21 protein-coding genes are annotated in these 20,195 nt (G+C 68.6%); 12 read left to right on the top strand and 9 right to left on the bottom strand.

The genetic code is table 11. From position 1 onward, the window contains the following. Positions 1–30 precede the first annotated feature (30 nt). From gspK to gspG, 5 genes are all read right to left on the bottom strand, one after another. Complete coding sequence (gene gspK, locus ACX12L_RS05815) at positions 31–1,038, bottom strand: type II secretion system minor pseudopilin GspK (protein ID WP_459261936.1); 1,008 nt, start codon at positions 1,036–1,038, stop codon at positions 31–33. A 200-nt stretch (positions 1,039–1,238) separates the two neighbouring features. Further along, positions 1,239–1,928, bottom strand: coding sequence for a PulJ/GspJ family protein (locus ACX12L_RS05820; RefSeq protein WP_459261742.1), 690 nt, complete (start codon positions 1,926–1,928; stop codon positions 1,239–1,241). Between the two features lies 1 nt (position 1,929). Further along, positions 1,930–2,295 (bottom strand): type II secretion system minor pseudopilin GspI, encoded by a 366-nt coding sequence (gspI, locus tag ACX12L_RS05825; protein WP_459261743.1) that lies wholly within the window; start codon positions 2,293–2,295, stop codon positions 1,930–1,932. A gap of 268 nt (positions 2,296–2,563) precedes the next feature. Beyond that, positions 2,564–2,983, bottom strand: a complete 420-nt coding sequence (locus ACX12L_RS05830; RefSeq protein WP_459261744.1) for a prepilin-type N-terminal cleavage/methylation domain-containing protein — start codon at positions 2,981–2,983, stop codon at positions 2,564–2,566. Positions 2,984–2,996: 13 nt separating this feature from the next. Beyond that, entirely contained in the window at positions 2,997–3,404 is a 408-nt protein-coding gene (gspG, locus tag ACX12L_RS05835; RefSeq protein ID WP_013517693.1) for a type II secretion system major pseudopilin GspG, read from the bottom strand. Positions 3,405–3,504: 100 nt separating this feature from the next. Between gspG and ACX12L_RS05840 the strand changes: the two genes are divergently transcribed. Continuing rightward, a complete protein-coding gene (locus tag ACX12L_RS05840) occupies positions 3,505–3,951 on the top strand; it encodes a type II secretion system protein N (protein ID WP_459261745.1) in 447 nt (148 codons plus the stop codon). Here ACX12L_RS05840 and ACX12L_RS05845 read toward each other — a convergent pair whose 3' ends face one another. The 3 genes from ACX12L_RS05845 to ilvA all read right to left on the bottom strand — a co-directional run bounded on the left by ACX12L_RS05845 (position 3,952) and on the right by ilvA (position 6,961). Then, positions 3,952–4,518 carry a histidine phosphatase family protein gene (locus ACX12L_RS05845; RefSeq protein ID WP_459261746.1) on the bottom strand — a complete coding sequence of 189 codons (567 nt, stop codon included), beginning with the start codon at positions 4,516–4,518 and terminating at the stop codon, positions 3,952–3,954. Then, entirely contained in the window at positions 4,515–5,333 is an 819-nt protein-coding gene (locus ACX12L_RS05850) for an adenosylcobinamide-GDP ribazoletransferase (RefSeq protein ID WP_459261747.1), read from the bottom strand. Before ACX12L_RS05850 ends, ACX12L_RS05845 begins: the two co-directional genes overlap by 4 nt. 62 nt (positions 5,334–5,395) lie before the next feature. Continuing rightward, on the bottom strand, positions 5,396–6,961 hold the full coding sequence (gene ilvA / locus ACX12L_RS05855; protein ID WP_459261748.1) for a threonine ammonia-lyase, biosynthetic: 1,566 nt from the start codon (positions 6,959–6,961) through the stop codon (positions 5,396–5,398). A 278-nt stretch (positions 6,962–7,239) separates the two neighbouring features. Between ilvA and ACX12L_RS05860 the strand changes: the two genes are divergently transcribed. From ACX12L_RS05860 to ACX12L_RS05900, 9 genes are all read left to right on the top strand, one after another. Continuing rightward, entirely contained in the window at positions 7,240–7,689 is a 450-nt protein-coding gene (locus ACX12L_RS05860; protein ID WP_459261749.1) for an OsmC family protein, read from the top strand. 278 nt (positions 7,690–7,967) lie between these two features. Continuing rightward, on the top strand, positions 7,968–9,008 hold the full coding sequence (locus ACX12L_RS05865) for a porin (protein ID WP_459261750.1): 1,041 nt from the start codon (positions 7,968–7,970) through the stop codon (positions 9,006–9,008). A 222-nt stretch (positions 9,009–9,230) separates the two neighbouring features. Continuing rightward, positions 9,231–10,442 (top strand): porin, encoded by a 1,212-nt coding sequence (locus ACX12L_RS05870; protein WP_459261751.1) that lies wholly within the window; start codon positions 9,231–9,233, stop codon positions 10,440–10,442. Positions 10,443–10,690: 248 nt separating this feature from the next. Beyond that, positions 10,691–11,674: an ABC transporter permease gene (locus tag ACX12L_RS05875; protein ID WP_459261752.1), complete on the top strand. Its 984-nt coding sequence runs from the start codon at positions 10,691–10,693 to the stop codon at positions 11,672–11,674. Between the two features lies 1 nt (position 11,675). Continuing rightward, on the top strand, positions 11,676–12,896 hold the full coding sequence (locus ACX12L_RS05880) for a M20 aminoacylase family protein (RefSeq protein ID WP_459261753.1): 1,221 nt from the start codon (positions 11,676–11,678) through the stop codon (positions 12,894–12,896). A gap of 97 nt (positions 12,897–12,993) precedes the next feature. Beyond that, positions 12,994–13,905: an ABC transporter permease gene (locus tag ACX12L_RS05885; protein ID WP_459261754.1), complete on the top strand. Its 912-nt coding sequence runs from the start codon at positions 12,994–12,996 to the stop codon at positions 13,903–13,905. A 6-nt stretch (positions 13,906–13,911) separates the two neighbouring features. Next, positions 13,912–14,886: an ABC transporter ATP-binding protein gene (locus ACX12L_RS05890; protein WP_459261755.1), complete on the top strand. Its 975-nt coding sequence runs from the start codon at positions 13,912–13,914 to the stop codon at positions 14,884–14,886. Then, a complete protein-coding gene (locus ACX12L_RS05895) occupies positions 14,883–15,899 on the top strand; it encodes an ABC transporter ATP-binding protein (RefSeq protein ID WP_459261756.1) in 1,017 nt (338 codons plus the stop codon). The genes ACX12L_RS05890 and ACX12L_RS05895 overlap by 4 nt, the downstream gene beginning before the upstream one ends. A 42-nt stretch (positions 15,900–15,941) precedes the next feature. Next, complete coding sequence (locus ACX12L_RS05900) at positions 15,942–16,436, top strand: YbhB/YbcL family Raf kinase inhibitor-like protein (protein WP_459261757.1); 495 nt, start codon at positions 15,942–15,944, stop codon at positions 16,434–16,436. 213 nt (positions 16,437–16,649) lie between these two features. Here the strand turns inward: ACX12L_RS05900 and ACX12L_RS05905 are convergent, their stop codons facing one another. After that, positions 16,650–17,495: a MurR/RpiR family transcriptional regulator gene (locus ACX12L_RS05905; protein ID WP_459261758.1), complete on the bottom strand. Its 846-nt coding sequence runs from the start codon at positions 17,493–17,495 to the stop codon at positions 16,650–16,652. 106 nt (positions 17,496–17,601) lie between these two features. Here ACX12L_RS05905 and tal point away from each other — a divergent pair, with 106 nt between their 5' ends. Together tal and pgi are read left to right on the top strand one after the other, a co-directional pair. Beyond that, positions 17,602–18,552 carry a transaldolase gene (tal, locus tag ACX12L_RS05910; protein WP_459261759.1) on the top strand — a complete coding sequence of 317 codons (951 nt, stop codon included), beginning with the start codon at positions 17,602–17,604 and terminating at the stop codon, positions 18,550–18,552. Beyond that, positions 18,549–20,144 carry a glucose-6-phosphate isomerase gene (pgi, locus tag ACX12L_RS05915; protein WP_459261760.1) on the top strand — a complete coding sequence of 532 codons (1,596 nt, stop codon included), beginning with the start codon at positions 18,549–18,551 and terminating at the stop codon, positions 20,142–20,144. Before tal ends, pgi begins: the two co-directional genes overlap by 4 nt. Positions 20,145–20,195: the final 51 nt, after the last annotated feature.

Genomic DNA, 20,195 nt, shown 5'->3' on the forward strand with positions numbered 1-20,195 from the left:
GCGCCGATGGCGTGCCAGGGGCTTGGCCGCTCAGCGCCCCGCGGTGGCGGCGGCAGCACTTGCCAGGCCGCCGCGCTCGCGCCACAGCGTGCGTGCCTCGCCGCGCTGCTTGAAGACCAGGGAGCGCTCCTCGACCACAGTCGAATCCAGGCGCAGGCGGCCGCGCACCTCGAAGTAGCTCGACGCCACCGTGTGGGTGGCGCTGCCGATGGCGCCGGTCTTGCCGACGAGCTTGGCGGCGTCGGCCTCGCTGCGGAAATGGCTGCTTTCGCGCGCCTGCACCAGGCGCTGCGCGTCGGCCATGTCCAGCCCGTCGGCGCTGGCCCACAGCACCACGGCGCTGGCGGTGTTCAGGTTGACCGTGGTGCGCGCGGGCAGCAGCGTGACGTAGGGCGCGAGCGCCGCCACGCTCTGCTGCGGCAGCCCCCACCAGCCGAGCTGGGACACGCTCTGCGGCAGCAGCGGCGCGGTGCCGGCGTCGCCGCCCTGGGCCTGGGCCCGCAGCATCTGGCGCGCCAGCAGGTCGAGCTGCCCGCGCGGCAGGCCCAGGTAGTCGAACAGGCGCGCGAACTGGCGCAGCGCCGTGGCGTCCACCTGCCTGTCGCCCGCCAGGTTGCGCAGGTTCAGCAGGCCCTGCTGGTCGGTGATCTGGCCCGACAGGAAGGCGTTGGCGGTGTCGGTGCTCGCGTCTTCCACCTGGGCCACGTTGTCGGTGGCGGCCAGGAAGGTGAACAGGCGCGCCTCCTCCAGCGGCACGGCCCAGGGCTCGCTCAGGTTGTCCGTGCCGTCGCCGCCCTGCGCGAGGGAGTCCTCGCGCAGGATCAGGCGCGACCAGTCCAGCGCGCCGATGAGGATCCAGGCCGACTGTATGCGCGCGCGCTCGGCGGTCTCCACCTCGATGGCGCGCCACTGCTGCCACAGGGCCGTGGCCGCGAAGGTGGCCACCAGCGTGACGGTGAGCATGGCCGCCAGCAGCGCCGCGCCGGATTGATGAAGAACACTTCCCTGAGTCGCTTCGCGCCTCCGTGCAGCCGCCAGAGGCGGCAGCCCTTCGGGGCCGTCCAAGCCTGCGCAGGCAGGCTTGGAGCCGCGGCCCTCAGCCCCCGCTCTCGCTTCGCGGGCAGGGGGACGCCGCCGGTGCGTCGGGGCGGCCCTAGCACGGCGGCCCTCGCCTGGCGCGCGCCAGTTGCGTATGCCGAGGGCGGTGCGCAGTGCACTGGACAGCTGACATGAATATTTCATGACTTGCCTCCGCCCAGCAGGGGGTTGGCCCAGTCGCGCGTGATCACGCCGGCGAGTGCGCCGCCCGGCGGCAGCGTGAGCTGCAGGCGCACGCCCTCGGGGATGCTGGCGGCGGCGCTGCTCAGCCCTCCCGGGGATTGCGGCAGGCTTCCGGCCGTGTTGGTGGACAGGGCGTTGGCCCAGGCGCCGCCGCGGTAGAAGAACAGCTGCCAGCCCGCGAGGGGCATGAGCACGGCCTCCTGCCGGCGTTCGGCCTCGGCGGGCGTGCGCGCCCACCGGGCGGCGCGGTCCCAGGCGTCGGACCATTCGGCGCGCGTGCGTACGGGAGCGGACTGCCAGCGCAGCCAGTGGGCCGTGCCGTCCACGCCGCGCAGCGCCCAGGCGACCACGACGGCGCCCTCGTCGGGCTGGCGCATGCCGCGGCGCGTGAGGCGCAGCACCTGGCCGTCCCAGGCGATGGGCTCGGTATGGTCAATGGCCTGCAGCGCGTCGAGGTCGGCGCCCCATTGGTCCATCACGGTCTGCAGCACCAGCACGGCGTCGGCGCGCTCGCGCGTCTGCTCCTGCGAGCGCACCATGCCGTCCAGGCCGCGCCAGCTCACGATGGCCAGCAGGGCCATCACGGCGATGGCCACCAGCAGTTCGACCAGGGTGAAACCGCGCAGCCGCTTGGGAGGGTGTCTCACTTCAATACCGTCCCACAATGGTCGAAAGGCGCAATACCGGCAACTGCGCGTCGAACACCTGCGCGTCCACGCGGCGGAACTGTGGGTTGGGCGTGGGCGAGACCGTCACCGCGACCTCGTAGCTGCGCCCCGCCTGCTCGCAGGCCGCGCGGGCGTTGCCGATGGAGGGCATCTGGCGCGACAGGCGCACCTTCACGAGCTCGTTCTCGGCGCACATATGGGCCAGCACCACGTCGGTCTGGCGCGCGGCATTGCGCGTCAGGGCCGACGTGGCCTGCAGCCCCGCCATGAGGGCGATGGCCACGATGGCCAGCGCCACCAGCACCTCCACCAGTGTGAACCCCGCGTGCCTTGCGCGCATGTTCATTAGAACCTGTTCATGGTCTTTTCATGGGGTACGTTGCCCTGCAAAAGCAGTGGATGCAAGGCGCAAACCGCAGCCGGGCTGGTGGCCCGGCGAGGATTTGCAACGCCGCAGACGCTGCTTTTGCAGGGCAACCCTTCGGGCATGGCAGCAAACCACCACGCTTGTCGTTGCCCCCCTTGCCCAGGCCGCCAGCATGGGCTGCGGCGGGCGCCTAGATCGTGACGGTTTGCTGCCATGCGTACCCCATGAAAAGACCATGAACAGGTTCTTACAGCGCCTGCGCGGCAAAGGGCCGCAGCCCGTCGGTGGCCACGCGCACCGCGCGGCCCGGGTGGGACTGGTTCACGATCACCACCTGCTGCGCTCCGATGAGCGGCTCGGGCCCGAGCCACAGCTCGCCCGGCCCGCGCACGGAGGTGCCGCCGTCGAGCCAATGGCCGGGCAGCCTGGCTGCCGCGGGCAGGCCCTCGAAGTGAAAGCCCTGGGCATCGGCGCGCCAGCGCACGGCTGCGCCCGAGGCGCGCGACTGCGCGCGCGCCGACTCCAGCAGCACCGCCAGCCGCTCGCCCTCGCGCTGCAGCTGCGTGGCGCTGCTGTCGCGCAGGGCCAGGCCCACTCCGGCGGTGGCCAGGGCCATGATGGCAATCACCACCAGCAGCTCCAGCAAGGTGAAGCCACGGGCTTTCATGGTCGGGTGGGAATTACTGCCAGCTGCCAATGTCGGCGTTCTTGCCCTCGCCGCCGGACTGGCCGTCGGCGCCGAAGGACATCACGTCCACTTCGCCCTTGATGCCGGGGTTCAGGTACTGGTAGGGGTGGCCCCAGGGGTCGTTGGGCAGCTTTTCCAGGTACGGCCGCCAGTTGTTGGGGACCGGCGCCGTCGCGGGCCTGGCGATCAGCGCCTGCAGGCCCTGCTCGGCCGTGGGGTAGCGCTGGTTGTCCAGGCGGTAGAGCTTGAGCGCCTGGGAGAGGTTGGCGATGTCGGTGCGCGCGGCGGTGACGCGCGCGTCGTCGGCGCGGTCGAGCACGTTGGGCACGATGAGTGCGGCCAGCACGCCGATGATCACCAGCACCACCATGAGCTCGATCAGGGTGAAGCCCGCGGCCATCCGGCGGCGGGCGCGTTGTGCGAGAGATGGGTTGGAGGCAGACGGCACGGCGCAGTGACTTCGGGAAGGAAATGGAAACTCCGTCAATCATAATCCTGCCATGGCGACACCTTCCTACCACCGCTGGGCCCCGCGCCTTGCCACCCTGGCGCTTTGGGCGCTGGCCGGCGCCAGCGCGGTCTATTGGGGGTTGCAGCTGTCCGGGCGCGCGGCGGGCCCGGCACCGGCAGCCGCCGCGCCCGAGCCGGTCGCGGCCGACGCGCAGGCCCTGGCGCGGCTGCTCGGCGCACAGGCCGCAAGCGCCCCCGAGGCCCCGGCGGCCGCCAGCCGCTTCGTGTTGCTGGGCCTGCTGGCCGGCACCGCCAGCGGCGATGGCGCCGCGCTGATCGCGGTGGATGGCAAGCCGGCCAGGCCCTACCGCGTGGGCGCGAGCGTGGAGCCGGGCCTGGTGCTGCAGTCGCTCTCGCGGCGCGAGGCGCGGCTGGGCGCCTCGGTGGATGGCGCCACCACGCTGACGCTGGAAATGCCGCGCCCCAAGGGTGGCTAGCTAAAGAGCCACCTGCACCCAGGCGCCGAAGCCGGGCGCCGCCTCGGGCCATTCGTGGGATTGCGGCGCGCGCGCCGTGCCATGGGCCTGCAGCCACTGCACGCAGCGCGCCACGCCGGCATGGGTGATCCAGACCACGTCGCCGCCCCGGGGCCGGGCGCTGGCCGCTGCATCGCGCAGGGCCTGCGCCACGCGGGCCAGCATGGCCGCCAGCGGCTCGCCGCCGCCGGGCGCGTGGCCGCCCAGGTCTGCGGCCCAGGCGGCGATGTCGGCCTGGGGCAGCGCGTTCCAGGCGCGGCCTTCCCAGCCGCCGAAGTCCATCTCCAGGATGCGTGGATCGGGATTTGATGCCAAATCGGCCCGCAACGCCCGCAGTTCAAGCGCCAGCAGCTCGCATCTTTGTAGCGGTGAATGGCGCACGGCGGTTACTTTGGGCGGCAGCGCCCGCGCCAGAGCCTGGGCGGCCGCGCGGCTGGCCTGGGTGTCGGCCGGCACGTCCAGCCGGCCATAGCACAGGCCCGGGGCCGCCAGCGGGCGGGCATGGCGCACCAGCCACAGCGTGCTCATCGGGCCAGGGCGATGGCCGCACCCAGGTAGAAACCGATCTCCGCCACCTGCTGCGTGGCGCCCAGGCAGTCGCCCGTGAAGCCCTGCAGGCGCCGCGCGAAGCGCCACAGCGTCCAGGCCGCGCCCAGCGCGCTGGCCAGCACTGCTGCTATCAGAACATGAGCGCCAAGCGCTTGCCACACCAGCGCCAGCGGCAGAAAACACCACAGGGCAGCGGCCGCCAGCGCGGCGCCCGTGATCTGGTCCGCCAACGGCTTGCTCTTGGACGTGGCCGTGTCGCCCACATGGGGCAGGGCGCGCACCACGGCGAGCGGCCACAGGCGCGAGAGCACATGCCCGCCCGCCAGCGCGGCCAGCACGCAGGTAAGGCCCAGGCTGCCCAGGTGCGCCAGCAGCGCCAGCTTGGCGGCAAGGGCCAGCACCAGGGCCATGGCGCCGAAGGCGCCTATGCGCGAGTCCTTCATGATTTCCAGCGCGCGCTCGCGCCGGTAGGCGCCGCCCAGGCCGTCGGCCACGTCGGCAAGGCCGTCCTCGTGGAAACCGCCGGTGACCAGCACCGTGGCGATGGTGCTGCCCACGGCCGCCACCAGGGGCACAAAACCCTGTGATCCGCCCTGCGGGCCACCCAGCGCTTGCCACAGCGCCGCATATATAGCGATGGCCACCGCCGCCACCAGCCAGCCCACGCCGGGGAAATGTGCGCTGCTGGCGCGCAGCATGGCGGGGCTGTAGCCCACCCACGCGGCCAGCCGGCCCGTGACGGGCAGGCGGGTGAAGAACTGCACGGCCAGCAGGTAGTGACGCAGGGCTTGCATCGTTTGCTATTTAATCAATAGCTCCTGGCGCTTCATGGGCGGGCGCTGGAGCCGTTTTTCCCTCAAGAACCGTTGGCCTGCAGGAACAGGCGGTAGGCCGGGTTCTGCGTCTCTTCCACGTAGGGGTAGTCCAGCTGTTGCAGGAAGGCGTCGAACGCGGCCGCATCTTCCGCGGGCACCTGCATTCCCACGAGGATGCGGCCATAGTCCGCGCCCTGGTTGCGGTAGTGGAACAGCGAGATGTTCCAGGTGGGCTGCATCAGGCTCAGGAACTTGAACAGCGCCCCGGGGCGCTCGGGGAAGGTGAAGCGCATCAGGCGCTCGTCGCGCGCCAGGGCCGAGCGCCCGCCTACCAAGTGGCGCAGATGCTCCTTGGCGAGTTCGTCGTGCGTCAGGTCCAGCGATTCGAAGCCGTGCTTGAGGAAGTTCTTGGCGATCTTTTCCGACTCGCCGCGCCCGTGCGTGGACAGGCCCACGAACACGTGGGCGCGCGTCTCGTGGCTGATGCGGTAGTTGAACTCGGTCACGTTGCGCGGCCCGCCGGGCAGCGCCCCCACCACCTGGCAAAAGCGCTTGAAGCTGCCGCGCTCCTCGGGGATGGTGACGGCGAACAGCGCCTCGCGTTCCTCGCCCACGTCGGCGCGCTCGGCCACGAAGCGCAGGCGGTCGAAGTTCATGTTCGCGCCGCTCAGAATCGTGGCGTAGGTCTCGCCCTTGGTCTTGTGCCGCGCCACGTACTGCTTCATGGCCGCCACGCCTAAAGCGCCCGAGGGCTCGACGATGCTGCGCGTGTCGACGAACACGTCCTTGATGGCGGCGCAGACGGCGTCGGTGTCCACGATCACGTAGTCGTCCACCAGGTCGTGCGCCACGCGGAAGGTCTCCTCGCCCACCAGCTTCACCGCCGTGCCGTCGGCGAACAGGCCCACGTCGCTCAGTTGCACGCGCGCATGCTGGCGTGCGGATTGGGCCATAGCGTCCGAGTCGTTCATCTGCACGCCGATGACCTTGGTCTGCGGGCTCACCGCCTTCAGGTAGTTGGCCACGCCGGCAATCAGCCCGCCGCCGCCGATGGGCACGAACACGGCATCAAGCCGGTGGCTGCCCAGTGCCTGCAGCTGACGCAGCATTTCCATGGCGATCGTGCCCTGGCCGGCGATCACGTCGGGGTCGTCGAAGGGATGGACGAAGGTCAGGCCCTGCTCCTGCTGCAGCCGCAGGGAATGCTCGTAGGCGTCGGAATAGCTGTCGCCGGCGAGCACCACCTCGCCGCCCAGGGTCTTGACCGCGTCCACCTTCACTTGGGGCGTGGTGGTCGGCATGACGATCACGGCGCGCGTACCCAGCTTGGCCGCGCTCATGGCCACGCCCTGGGCGTGGTTGCCGGCCGAGGCGCAGATCACCCCCTTGGCCAACTGGTCGGCGGGCAGCTGCGCCATCTTGTTGTAGGCGCCACGCAGCTTGAAGCTGAACACCGGCTGCTGGTCCTCGCGCTTGAGCAGCACCTTGTTGTGCAGGCGGCGCGACAGCGCCCGGGCGGGCTGCAGGTCGGACTCGACGGCCACGTCGTAGACGCGCGCCGTGAGGATCTTGGTCAGGTAATCGAAGGGGGTCAGGGGCTGAGTCATGGTGCAATCATGCGGCGCGTCCGCATGCGTGCGGCCGGGGCGTCATCATAGGTGCCCGGCCAATCAGGCCTGCGCAAGACAAAAAAAAGCCCCGGGCGGTAAGGCCTGGGGCTGAATCCATCCTTTGAGGAGATGGAGGAGACAATCGGTGCGAATCCCGCTGTGCTTGCAGTGCGTAGCGGGTAACGCATGGCTGTATTGTATGCCTGAGAAGTTTTGCAATGCAGCAATATCCGTATTTTATTAAGGGTTCCCCCTAATTGTTGGAGAAACGCAACATGGAATGCACTGTCAGCTGGACTGGCAACGCCGGCACCAAATCCGGCATGGGCTTTATCGCCGAAACCGGCAGCGGCCATGTTCTGGCCATGGACGGCGCGCCGGACGCCGACCGCCCCGAAAACGGCGGCCAGAACCTGGCGCCGCGCCCCATGGAGGCGGTGCTCGCCGGCACCGGCGGCTGCACCGCCTACGACGTGGTGCTGATCTTGAAGCGTGGGCGCCACGACGTGCGCGGCTGCAGCGTGAAGCTCACGTCCGAGCGTGCGCAGACCGAACCCAAGGTCTTCACCAAAATCCACATGCAGTTCACCGTCACCGGCCGCGGCATACCGGCCAGCGCCGTCGAGCGCGCCATCGCCATGAGCCACGAGAAATACTGCTCCGCCAGCATCATGCTGGCCAAGACGGCACAGATCACCACGGGGTTTGAGATCGTCGAGGTCTGAAGCCCCAATGCCCAGGCTTGACCCTTGGCCGGAGGCGATTTCAGCCGAGGTTTGGATGCGTATGGCGGGTGTTGCTGGACTGCAACGAAAAACTGCATTTGCCTGACTTTTCGGTGATTAGTGGGGGAATTCCTTTGCGCATCCTTACGCCCTCTGTTGCAATAAGACTAACTTCCCCACCAGGAGGTTGGCCCGGGGCGCCGGTGGCCGGGTGTAGGTAATACCTTCCCAGACCCTTACGATCCGGTGCCCTCTGTTTAACCTTGGAGTAACTCGTAATGAAAAAATCCCTAATCGCCTTGGCAGTACTGGCCGCTTCCAGCGCCGCAATGGCTCAGTCTTCCGTGACGCTGTTTGGTATCGTTGACGCTAACGTCGGCTATGTGAACCACAGCGGCGCTGCCAACAAGAGCGTATACGGCGTTGGTACCAGCGGTAATGCCACCAGCCGTCTGGGTTTCCGTGGTACGGAAGACCTGGGCGGTGGCCTGAAGGCAGGCTTCTGGCTGGAAGGCGAACTGGTCAACGACGCTGGCAACCCCGCCGGCTTCAACTTCCTGCGCGAATCCACGGTGCGCCTGAGCGGAAACTTCGGTGAAGTGCGCCTGGGTCGTGAGCTGACGCCCACCTACCGTCCCTTCGTCAAGTACGACTTGTTTGGCCAGGTCGGTATTGGTCGCAATGAGTCCCTGCTCCGGAACTGGGGCGGCTCCACCACGGCAGACGCTTCCGCCGTTCGCCAGAGCAACATCGTCAGCTACTACTCGCCAAACATGAGTGGTTTCACCGGTGGTCTGGGCTACGGTTTTGATGAAAAGACCACGGGCAAGGAAGGTCGTTACGTAGGTGTTTACGGTGCCTACGACAACGGCCCCCTGAGTGCAGCCCTGGGCTTTGAGCGCCGCAATGTGAATGCCGCCGGTGCAACCGACCAAGACAAGATGACCCTCGGCGCATCCTACGACCTGAAGGTGGCTAAGCTGGTGGGCCTTGTGCAGCAAACCAAGCTGAAGACCGGTTCTGTTAGCAACAAGTACAACGCGTACGCTTTGGGTGTGACTGCACCTGTCGGCGCTGGCGAAGTCAAGGCACAGTACGCCATGTACGACCAAAAGGCCATTGACTCCAAGGCTCACCACCTGTCCCTGGGCTATGTGCATAACCTGTCCAAGCGCACCGCTCTGTATGGTACCGTGGCTTACATGAAGAACAAGGACGCTTCCGCTTTGGGTCTGAACGCTTTGGGCGTGACCGCAGGCGGCCCCGGTGCTGGCAACAACCAGACCGGCATGCAGCTGGGTATCCGCCACGCCTTCTAATATCGGGCTGGCTTAAGCCAGTTGGATAAAAGATGAAAAAAACCGCCACCTTCGGGTGGCGGTTTTTTTTTCGCCTATTTCACTCCAAGGCGACGAGCGTCGCCTGGGCAACACCAACCTAGGGTAAACGCCTGTGGAGCCGATGCGATAGCTGGCTGGTTCTGGCGGGGTGTTTCCTAGAATGAAACCTTCTGATACTTCCGAGAGAGAGCGAGAGAAGCCATGCGTCTGTTTGCAAAGAAAAACATCGTCCTGGCCACGCTGGCCCTGTGTGGTGCGGGGGCAGCGATGGCCCAGGCAGCCAGCACTAGCAAGGTGCAGCTGTGGGGCATCGTGGATGTGGCCGTGCGCCATACCAACAAGGAGGGCCCGACCCAGGCTGGCTTGACGAAGATGATCGGCGGCGGCATGTCGCAAAGCCGCTGGGGCATCAATGTGGAGGAAGACCTGGGCGGCGGCAGCAAGGCCCTGGTGGTGCTGGAAAACCGTTTCGACGCCGATTCGGGTACTCCCGCCGTCAATGCGCCGTACTTCCAACTGGCCCACGTGGGCTTGCAAGGCCCCTATGGCCGCCTGACGGCGGGCCGCCAGTGGAATGTGCTGTTCGACGTGGTGACCAGCACATACGCCTCGTTCCCCTATTCGCCCTACATGGAGGCCTACAAGCCCGAACTGGGCATGGCCATGGGGGCGCGCACCAGCAACATGCTCAAATACATGTTCGCCACGCCGGACCGCCGCTGGGTGGGTGCGCTGCAGTATTCGTTCGACGAGAACAACACTGCGACCGGCAATCCCGGTTTCCCGGGCTCTGCGGCCCAGATTCCGGCCTATGTGGCCGGCACGCTCAATGGCGGCGCGTGGAAGACCGCGGGTGGCTATCTGCGCTTTTCCGCGGCCGGCGCGGCCGTGGGCGGCGGGTATCTGCGCACGACCTTGCCCGGCGGCACCGACGTCGATGCATGGAAGCTGGGCGGTTCGTACCGCACGGGGCCCTGGTACCTCACCGCGGGCTACGGCCTGAACAAGGCCAAATTCGCCGCGGTGACCAGCCCGCTCGTGGCCTTGCGCAATGGGGTGGACGGCGCCATCCTGGGCCAGTTCTGGTCCGGGCAGACCAATGGCGGCTTCCAGCCGGGCGATGCCAACAAGCGCCAGCTGTTCAAGGTGGGCGTGGGCTATCAAATGACGACCCAGCTCAATCTGGGCGCGCACTACTTCCGAGGCAAGCAGTCGGGCTCGACCACGGGCCTGTCCAACGGCAATGCCGACTTCCTGGTGGCCGTCGCGGACTACGCCTTCAGCAAGCGCACTGATGCCTACTTCGGCGTGGACCACACGCGCATCAGCGGCGGCAACGCGATCGTGCTCGACTCGGCCAGCAATGCCCGCAACCGCACCGGTTTCACCGTGGGCCTGCGCCATCGCTTCTGACGCCTGCCTTCGCCGCGGCGCAAAACCTCCTTCGGGAGGTTTTTTCATTCCGGCGCGATGCAAAGGCGGGGCGATGGGCCGCTCCAGGGTTTCCCCCCGCGCGGGCATCGCGTCCGGGCCACATAGTCGCTGGGTCTGCTTTGCCGAGATTTCCGATGCGGCTTTGCGCCTCGATCCCGTCCATGGCGGCCGCATTTGCGCCCATTGCGCTGGTGTAGCATGCCTCGAACTACCGCGCCGTTCCGACAATGCTTGCCTTCATACTGCGCCGACTCGTACAGGCCCTGATCGTGATGATCACAGTGGCCTTCATCGCCTTCATGCTGTTTCAGTTCGTCGGCGACCCGGTGGCCATCCTGCTGGGGCAGGACGCCACGCCCCAGCAGGTGGCCGAGATGCGCGCCGCGCTGGGGCTGGACAAGCCCTTCGTCGTCCAGTTCTGGCATTTCCTGGTGAATGCCGCGCAGGGCGAGTTCGGCATCAGCCTGCGCCAGGGCGCCAAGGTGTCGCGGCTGATCGCCGAGCGCTTTCCGGCCACGCTGGAGCTGTCGCTGGTGGCGGCCTTCATCGCGTTGGTGGTGGGCGTGCCCATGGGCGTGTACGCGGCGCTCAGGCGCGGCACGCTCATGAGCCAACTGTTCATGACGCTGTCACTGCTGGGCGTGTCGCTGCCCACGTTCCTGATCGGCATCCTGCTGATCCTGGTGTTCTCGGTCACGCTGGGCTGGTTCCCGAGCTTCGGGCGCGGCGAGGTGGTGCAGTTGGGCTGGTGGAGCACGGGGCTGCTCACGGCCAAGGGCTGGCACCACATCACGCTGCCGGCCATCACGCTGGCCATTTTCCAGCTCACGCTGATCATGCGCCTGGTGCGCGCCGAGATGCTGGAGGTGCTGCGCACCGACTACATCAAGTTCGCGCGCGCGCGCGGTCTCACGGACCGGGCCATCCACTTCGGTCATGCGCTCAAGAACACGCTGGTGCCGGTGATGACCATCACGGGGCTGCAGCTCGGCGGCCTGATCGCGTTCGCCATCATCACCGAGACGGTGTTCCAGTGGCCCGGCATGGGGCTGCTGTTCATCCAGGCCGTGACTTTCGCCGACATTCCCGTGATGGCTGCGTACCTGTGCCTGATCGCGCTGATCTTCGTGGTCATCAACCTGGTGGTGGATCTGCTGTATTTCGCCGTCGATCCGCGCCTGCGCGTGGGTGGCAAGGCAGGGGGACACTGATATGCAGCCGATGAAATTCAAGGTGGGCGGCCGTGCGTTCGCCCAGATCGCTGAGTTCCATCCCGAACTCACCGCCTTCCGGCGCGACCTGCATGCCCATCCCGAACTGGGCTTCGAGGAGGTCTACACCAGCGCCCGCGTGCGTGAGGCGCTGCGCGCCGCCGGTGTGGACGAGGTGCACGAGGGCATAGGCCGCACGGGCGTGGTCGGCGTGATCCGCGGCCAGGGGCGCGGCAGCGGCAGCATGATAGGCCTGCGCGCCGACATGGACGCGCTGCCCATGACCGAGCACAACGACTTCGCCTGGAAGTCCTGCAAGAGCGGCCTGATGCACGGCTGCGGGCACGACGGCCACACGGCCATGCTGGTGGGCGCGGCGCGCTACCTGGCGGCCACGCGCCGCTTCGACGGCACGGCGGTGCTGATCTTCCAGCCCGGCGAGGAGGGGCTGGGCGGCGCGCGCGTGATGATCGAGGACGGCCTGTTCGAGCGCTTTCCCGTGCAGGCGGTGTACGCCATGCACAACTGGCCGGCCATGAAGCCGGGCACGGTGGGCATCAACGACGGCGCGATGATGGCCGCGGCCGACCGCATCACCATCGAGATCACGGGCCGGGGCGGCCATGGCGCCCATCCCTACCAGACGGTGGACGTGGTCCTGGTGGCCGGGCACATCATCACGGCGGTGCAGGGCATCGTCTCGCGCAACGTGCGCGCGCTGGACAGCGCGGTGATCAGCCTGTGCGCCGTGCAGGCCGGCGACCTGGGCGCCTTCAGCGTGCTGCCGGGCCAGGCCACCCTGGTGGGCACGGTGCGCGCGTTCGACCCGGCCGTGCAGGACATGGTGGCGCAGCGCATCAAGGACCTGTGCAACGCCATCGCCCTGGGGTTCGGCGCCACGGTCACGGTGCGCTACGAGCGCATCTACCCGGCGACCATCAACACCGCGGGCGAGGCGCGCTTCGCCGGCGACGTGGCCGCGGCCCTGGTGGGCGAGGACAACGTGGACCGCGACCTGGAGCCCAGCATGGGCGCGGAGGATTTCTCCTTCATGCTGCAGGCCAGGCCCGGCGCCTACCTGCGCCTGGGCCAGGGCATGGGCGCGGGCAACAGCACGCTGCACAACAGCCTCTACGACTTCAACGACGACGTGCTGCCCCTGGGCGCGGCCCTGCACGCGGGGCTGGTGGAGCAGGCCATGCCGCTGGCGGGCGGGCAGTGAGGGGCTTGTGCATGCGGTTTATAAGAAAAGTGCCTGTGACGTCCATCCAGCAGGCGCCTGTAGCTATTGATTTGAAAGCAACGATCCGTTCCTAGCCATGCAGAAAACCCTTTTGCGCTGGTATGACAGCGACGTGGCCCACAGCTTCCGGTCTTCGCCCGTGGCCATTCTGGCGGCGCTGATCGCGCTGGTGTGCACGTTCTGCGCGCTGTTTGCCGGCTGGGTGGCGCCGCACAACCCGTTCGACCTGAGCACGCTGGATCTGTCCGACTCGCGTCTGCCGCCCGTGTGGATGGCGGAGGGCAGCTGGAAGTACGTGCTGGGCACCGACGACCAGGGGCGCGACATCCTCTCGGCGCTGATCTACGGTGCGCGCATCTCGCTCATCGTGGGGCTGGCGTCGGTGCTGCTGTCGGTGGTGCTGGGCGTGGCGCTGGGGCTGGTGGCGGGCTTTCGCGGCGGCTGGGTCGACGGCGTGCTGATGCGCCTGTGCGACGTGATGCTGTCGTTCCCCGCCATCCTGATCGCGCTGCTGATCGCCGGCGTGGCGCGCGCGGTGTTCCCCGACGCGCCCGAGTCGCTGGCCTTCGGCGTGCTGATCCTGGCCATCTCGCTCACGGGCTGGGTGCAGTACGCGCGCACCGTGCGCGGCTCCACGCTGGTGGAGCGCAACAAGGAGTACGTGCAGGCCGCGCGCGTGACGGGCGTGGCGCCCATGCGCATCATGCGCAAGCACGTGCTGCCCAACGTGCTGGGGCCGGTGATGGTGCTGGCGACCATCCAGGTGGCCACGGCCATCATCACCGAGGCCACGCTGTCCTTCCTCGGCGTGGGCGCGCCGCCCACCTCGCCGTCGCTGGGCACGCTGATCCGCATCGGCAACGACTACCTGTTCTCGGGCGAGTGGTGGATCACCATCTTTCCCGGCGTCATGCTGGTGCTGATCGCGCTGTCGGTGAACCTGCTGGGCGACTGGCTGCGCGACGCCCTGAACCCACGGCTGCGGTGACCGCCCATGTCCTTGCTTGAAGTCCAGAACCTCGTCGTCGAATTCCCCACCCGGCGCGGCCTGCTCCGCGCGCTTGACGACGTGTCCTTCTCCATCGCGCCGGGCGAGATCCTGGGCGTGGTGGGAGAATCCGGCGCGGGCAAGTCGCTCACGGGCGCGTCCATCATCGGCCTCTTGGAGCCGCCGGGGCGCGTCGCCGCGGGCCAGATCAGGCTCGAAGGCCAGCGCATCGACGATCTGCCGCACGAGCGGATGCGCCACATCCGCGGCCGCAAGATCGGCGCCATCTTCCAGGACCCGCTGACCTCGCTGAACCCGCTGTACACCGTGGGCCAGCAGCTGGTGGAGACCATCCTCACCCACCTGCCCATGCCGGCCGCGCAGGCGCGCCAGAGGGCCGTCGACCTGCTCAAGGACACGGGCATTCCCGCGGCCGAGCAGCGCATAGACCACTACCCGCACCAGTTCTCGGGCGGCATGCGCCAGCGCGTGGTGATCGCCCTGGCGCTGGCGGCCGAGCCCCAGCTCATCGTGGCCGACGAGCCCACCACGGCGCTGGACGTGTCCATACAGGCGCAGATCATCCAGCTGCTCAAGAGCATCTGCAAGACGCGCGGCGCGGCCGTGATGCTGATCACCCACGACATGGGCGTGATCGCCGAGACTTGCGACCGCGTGGCCGTGATGTACGCGGGCCGCGTGGCCGAGATCGGCCCCGTGCACGAGGTCATCAACCGCCCCGCGCACCCCTACACGGCCGGCCTCATGGCCTCGATCCCCGACATGGAGCAGGACCGCGAGCGCCTGAACCAGATCGACGGCGCCATGCCGCGCCTGAACGCCATCCCGAAGGGTTGCGCCTTCAACCCGCGCTGCCCGCAGGTCTTCGACCGCTGCCGCCAGGAGCGCCCCGACCTGATGCCGGCAGGCGCCACGCAGGCCGCCTGCTGGCTGCATGCTGTAGAGAAGGAGGCCGCATGAACGCCGCCGCGCAACCCCTGGTGCGGGCGCACGACCTGGCCCGCACCTTCGACGTGTCGGCCCCCTGGCTCAACCGCGTCATCGAGCGCAAGCCGCGCCAGCTGCTGCACGCCGTGGACGGCGTGAGCTTCGAGATCGAGAAGGGCAAGACCCTGGCCCTGGTGGGCGAATCGGGCTGCGGCAAGAGCACGGTGGCGCGCCTGCTCGTGGGCCTGTACGAGCCCACGCGCGGCGGCTTCAGCTTCGACGGGCAGGATGCGCACGCCGCGTTCAAGGGCAAGGGCGCGCGCGCCATGCGCCGGCGCATCCAGATGATCTTCCAGGACCCCTACGCCAGCCTGAACCCGCGCTGGCGGGTAGAGGACATCGTCGCCGAGCCGCTGCGCGAGCATGGCCTGATCACCGAGGCCGCCGCGCTCAAGGCCCGCGTGGGCGCGCTGCTCACCTCCGTGGGCCTGTCGCCGCAGGACATGGCCAAGTACCCGCACCAGTTCTCGGGCGGGCAGCGCCAGCGCATCTCCATCGCGCGCGCGCTGGCCACCGAGCCCGAGTTCCTGGTGTGCGACGAGCCCACCAGCGCGCTGGACGTCTCGGTGCAGGCCCAGGTGCTCAACATCATGAAGGACCTGCAGAAGAAGCAGGGCCTGACCTACCTGTTCATCAGCCACAACCTGGCCGTGGTGCGCCACGTGAGCGACCAGGTGGGCGTGATGTACCTGGGCCGCCTGGTGGAGCTGGCCGACAAGCAGCGGCTCTTCAGCCAGCCGCGCCACCCATACACGCGCATGCTGCTCGACGCCATCCCCAAGATGCACGACACCGGCCGCGCGCGCACGCCCGTGCAGGGCGAGGTGCCCAACCCGCTCGACCCGCCGCCAGGCTGCGCCTTCAACCCGCGCTGCCCCTTCGCCAACGCGCGCTGCCGCAGCGAGCGCCCGCAGCTGCTGCTGGGCGACGGCGGCGCGCGCGTGGCCTGCCATGCCGTAGAGGAAGGCCGCATCGGGCGCGCGTAGACTGGAGGCTTCGTGTCCAACAACGCAAAGGAGTAATCGCGCATGACCGCCTTCACCCTCACCAGCCCCGACATCGCCGCCGGCAGCACCATTGCCCAGGTTTTCGAATTCGACGGCTTTGGCTGCAGCGGCAAGAACCAGTCGCCCGTGCTGCGCTGGAGCGGCGCGCCCGAGGGCACCAGGAGCTTCGCCGTGAACGTGTACGACCCCGACGCGCCCACGGGCTCGGGCTTCTGGCACTGGTACGTGATCGACATCCCCGCCGGCGTGACCGAGCTGGCGGCCGACACCGGTGCCAAGGGCGGCGCGAACCTGCCCGCGGGCGCGCGCCAGATCCGCAACGACTATGGCATCTACGCCTGGGGCGGCGTCTGCCCCCCGCCCGGCGACAAGCCGCACCGCTACATCTTCACGGTGCACGCGCTGTCGGTGGAGCGCATCGAGGTGCCCGACGACGCGCCCGCGGCCCTGACCGGCTTCATGGTCAACGCCAACACGATCGCCAAGGCCTCGTTCACGGCGACCTACGGGCGTTAAGGGTCGAATCGGGCTCCAGCGCTTGTACCTCAAGCGCTAGCAGCTATCATTTTTATTTCATGCGTATGCCCTATCGGCGACCCATGAAACTGGCGCGCCCCAACCCAGGGCCACCGCGCAAGGGCCGCCCCGCCGCGCTGGTGGCGTCCCCCCTCCCGTAGCGCGCAGCGCGTAGAGTGAGGGGGGAAGCGGCGCAGCCGCTCAGGGGGGTGTTCACGCATACCGCTTGGCGCGCAGGTTGTTCTTCATCTGCTGCAGCACGGGCTGCAGCGGCTCGCCGATGCGCAGCGCCACGCAGGTGGCCAGCACGTCGATGATGAGCAGGTGCAGCAGGCGCGAGACCATGGGGCTGTAGCGGTCGTAGCCCTCGGGGTGGTCGGCCGCGAGGTGGATGCGGCAGCTGTGGGCCAGGGGCGAGCCGCTGGCCGTGATGGCGATCGTCGTGGCGCCGTTCTTGCGCGCGATGTCGGCCGCGTCCATCAGGTCGCGCGTGCGGCCCGAGTTGCTGATGATCACCGCGCAGTCGCCCGGGCCCAGCAGCGTGGCGCTCATGACCTGGATGTGGCCGTCGCTGCTGCTCAGGCTGGTCACCCCCAGGCGAAAGAACTTGTGCTGCGCGTCCTGCGCCACGATGCCGGAATTGCCCGCGCCGTAGAACTCTATGCGCCGGCCCGTCTTCCAGGTGGCGGCAATGGCCTCGGCCGCGTGTTCCAGGGCATTGGTGCTGGCGGCGTTGCGGTATTGCAGGAATGCCGCCACGGCGTTGTCCACCACCTTCACCAGCACGTCGCTGGTCTTGTCGTCGGTGTCCACGCTGCGGTGGATGAAGGGCACGCCCTCGCTCACGCTGCCGGCCAGCTTGAGCTTGAAGTCCGCCAGCCCGTCGTAGCCCATGCTGCGGCAAAAGCGCACCACCGTGGGTTTGCTGACCTGCGCGCGCGCGGCCAGCTCGCGCACCGGCAGGCGGGCAAAGGCGCGCGGGTCATCCAGCACGAGTTGGGCGACGCGCTGCTCGGCGGGCGCCAGCGATGGCAGGGAGGCGGTGATGCGGTCCAGCATGGGGTGGGTGTCGATTGGGGGGGGGCTTGCGGAATGTAACCCGGTTTCATGCGCGGCGGCCGGCATACACTTGGACCCTGGCGCAGCACTGCTACCGAAGACCCGCATGAACCAACTCGACGCACTCAAGCAATTCACCACCGTGGTGGCCGATACCGGCGATTTCAAGCAGCTGGCGCAGTTCCAGCCGCGCGACGCCACGACCAACCCGTCGCTGATCCTCAAGGCCGTGCAAAAGCCGGAGTACGCGCCGCTGCTCAAGGACTGCGTGGCGCGCTGGCATGGCCGGGGCGTCGACGAGGCCATGGACAGGCTCATCGTGCGCTTCGGCTGCGAGATCCTGTCCATCATCCCCGGGCGCGTGTCCACCGAGGTCGATGCGCGCCTGTCGTTCGACACGGCCGCCACCGTGGCGCGTGCCGAGCGCATCGTGGAGCTGTACCAGGCCGAGGGCGTGCACATCGACCGCGTGCTCATCAAGATCGCTTCCACCTGGGAGGGCATCCAGGCGGCGCGCCAGCTCGAAAGCCGCGGCATCCACACCAACCTCACGCTGCTGTTCTCGTTCGCCCAGGCCGTGGCCTGCGGGCAGGCCCGGGTGCAGCTCATCTCGCCCTTCGTCGGCCGCATCTACGACTGGTACAAGAAACAGGCCGGCAGCCACTGGGACGAGGCCGCCATGGCCGGCGCCAACGACCCCGGCGTGCAGTCGGTGCGCGCCATCTACAACCACTACAAGCATTTCGGCATCGCCACCGAGGTCATGGGCGCGAGCTTCCGCAACACGGGCCAGATCGTGGCGCTGGCGGGCTGCGACCTGCTGACCATCGCGCCCGAGCTGCTGGCCCAGCTGGCCGCCTGCGATGCGCCGCTCGCGCGCGTGCTCGACCCCGAGGCCGCGCGCCACGTGCAGATGGCGCCCGTGCAGTACGACGAGCAGGGCTTCCGCTACGCGCTCAACGCCGACGCTATGGCCACCGAGAAGCTGGCCGAGGGCATCCGCGCCTTCGCCGCCGATGCCGCACGGCTCGAACAATTGATGCAAGCCGCTGCATGAGCTTTGCCGACCCGCGCACCCGCTGCGACCGCACCCCCGCCTGGCAGCGCCTGCGCGCGCATTACGACGACGCCGGCCGCGGCTTCGACCTGCGCGCGGCCTTCGAGCGGGACGCTCGGCGCTTTACGCGCTTCAGCCAGCAGGCGCCGCACGTGTTCGCCGACCTGTCCAAGAACCTGATCGACGCGCAAACCGAGGCCCTGCTGCTGCAGCTGGCGCGCGAATGCGGCCTGGAGGCCTACCGCGACGCCATGTTCGCGGGTGCGCCCATCAACGGCACCGAGCAGCGTGCGGTGATGCACTGGTTATTGCGAAAACCGGCTCCAGCCCAGTCCAGGCAAGCGCCGGAAGCTACGGATACCGTAGCGAACGGCCTGCGCGAAGTGCACGCCACGCTGGATGCCATGCTCGCGCTCGCCGAGCGCGTGCGCGCCGACGGGGCCATCACCGACATCGTGAACATCGGCATCGGCGGCTCGGACCTGGGGCCGGCCATGGTGGTCAAGGCGCTGGACGACCTGCGCCACCCGGGCAAGCGCCTGCACTTCGTCTCCAACGTCGATGGCATGGAGCTCGGCAGCCTGCTGCGCCAGCTGCGGCCCGCTAACACGCTGTTCCTCATCGCCTCCAAGACCTTCACCACGCTGGAGACGATGACCAACGCCCACGCCGCGCGCGAATGGTTCCTGGCGCAGGGCGGCAGCCAGGACGGGCTGGTGCGGCATTTCTACGCGCTCACCACCAACCTGGAGGCGGCGGCGCAGTTCGGCATCGCGACCACGATGGGCTTCTGGGACTGGGTGGGCGGGCGCTATTCGCTGTGGTCCGCCATCGGCCTGCCCATCGCCATCGCCATCGGCGCGCAGGGCTTCCGGGACCTCCTGGCCGGCGCGCACGCCATGGACGGGCATTTCCGCACCGCTCCCCTGGAGGCCAACCTGCCCGTGCGCCTGGCGCTGCTGGACCTGTGGTACCGCAACTTCCACGGCTTCGCCAGCCGCAGCATGGCGCCCTACAGCCACGGGCTGCGCCGCCTGCCGGCCTATCTGCAGCAGCTGGAGATGGAGAGCAACGGCAAGGGCGTGGATGCGCAGGGCGAGCCGCTGCCCTACGCCACGGCGCCCGTGGTCTGGGGCGAGCCCGGCACCAACGGCCAGCACGCGTTCTTCCAGATGGTCCACCAGGGGCCGGACACCGTGCCCGTGGAATTCATCGCGCTGCGCGAGCCCGGCCGTGACTTGAAGGGACAGCACCCGCGCCTGGTGGCCAATGCCCTGGCCCAGGCGCGCGCGCTGATGATGGGCCGCCCGCACGAGCAGGACGGCCACCGCCGCTTCACGGGCAACCGGCCCAGCACCTTCCTGCTGCTCGAGCGCCTGGACCCGGCGTCGCTGGGCGCGCTCATCGCACTCTACGAGCACCGCGTGTTCGCCAGCGGCGCGCTGTGGGGCATCAACAGCTTCGACCAATGGGGTGTGGAGCTGGGCAAGACGATCGCCAGGGACCTGGAGCCGCGCCTGGCCACGGGCGACGTCCAGGGGCTGGATGCCTCGACCGCGGGGCTGCTGCGGCGCCTCGCGCCAATGGCCTGAATCTTGGACGCTCTTCCCCTCTTCGGGGACGAGATGAAAAAAGCCCGCAGG

It is taken from the genome of Alicycliphilus sp. T452 (assembly GCF_054512775.1).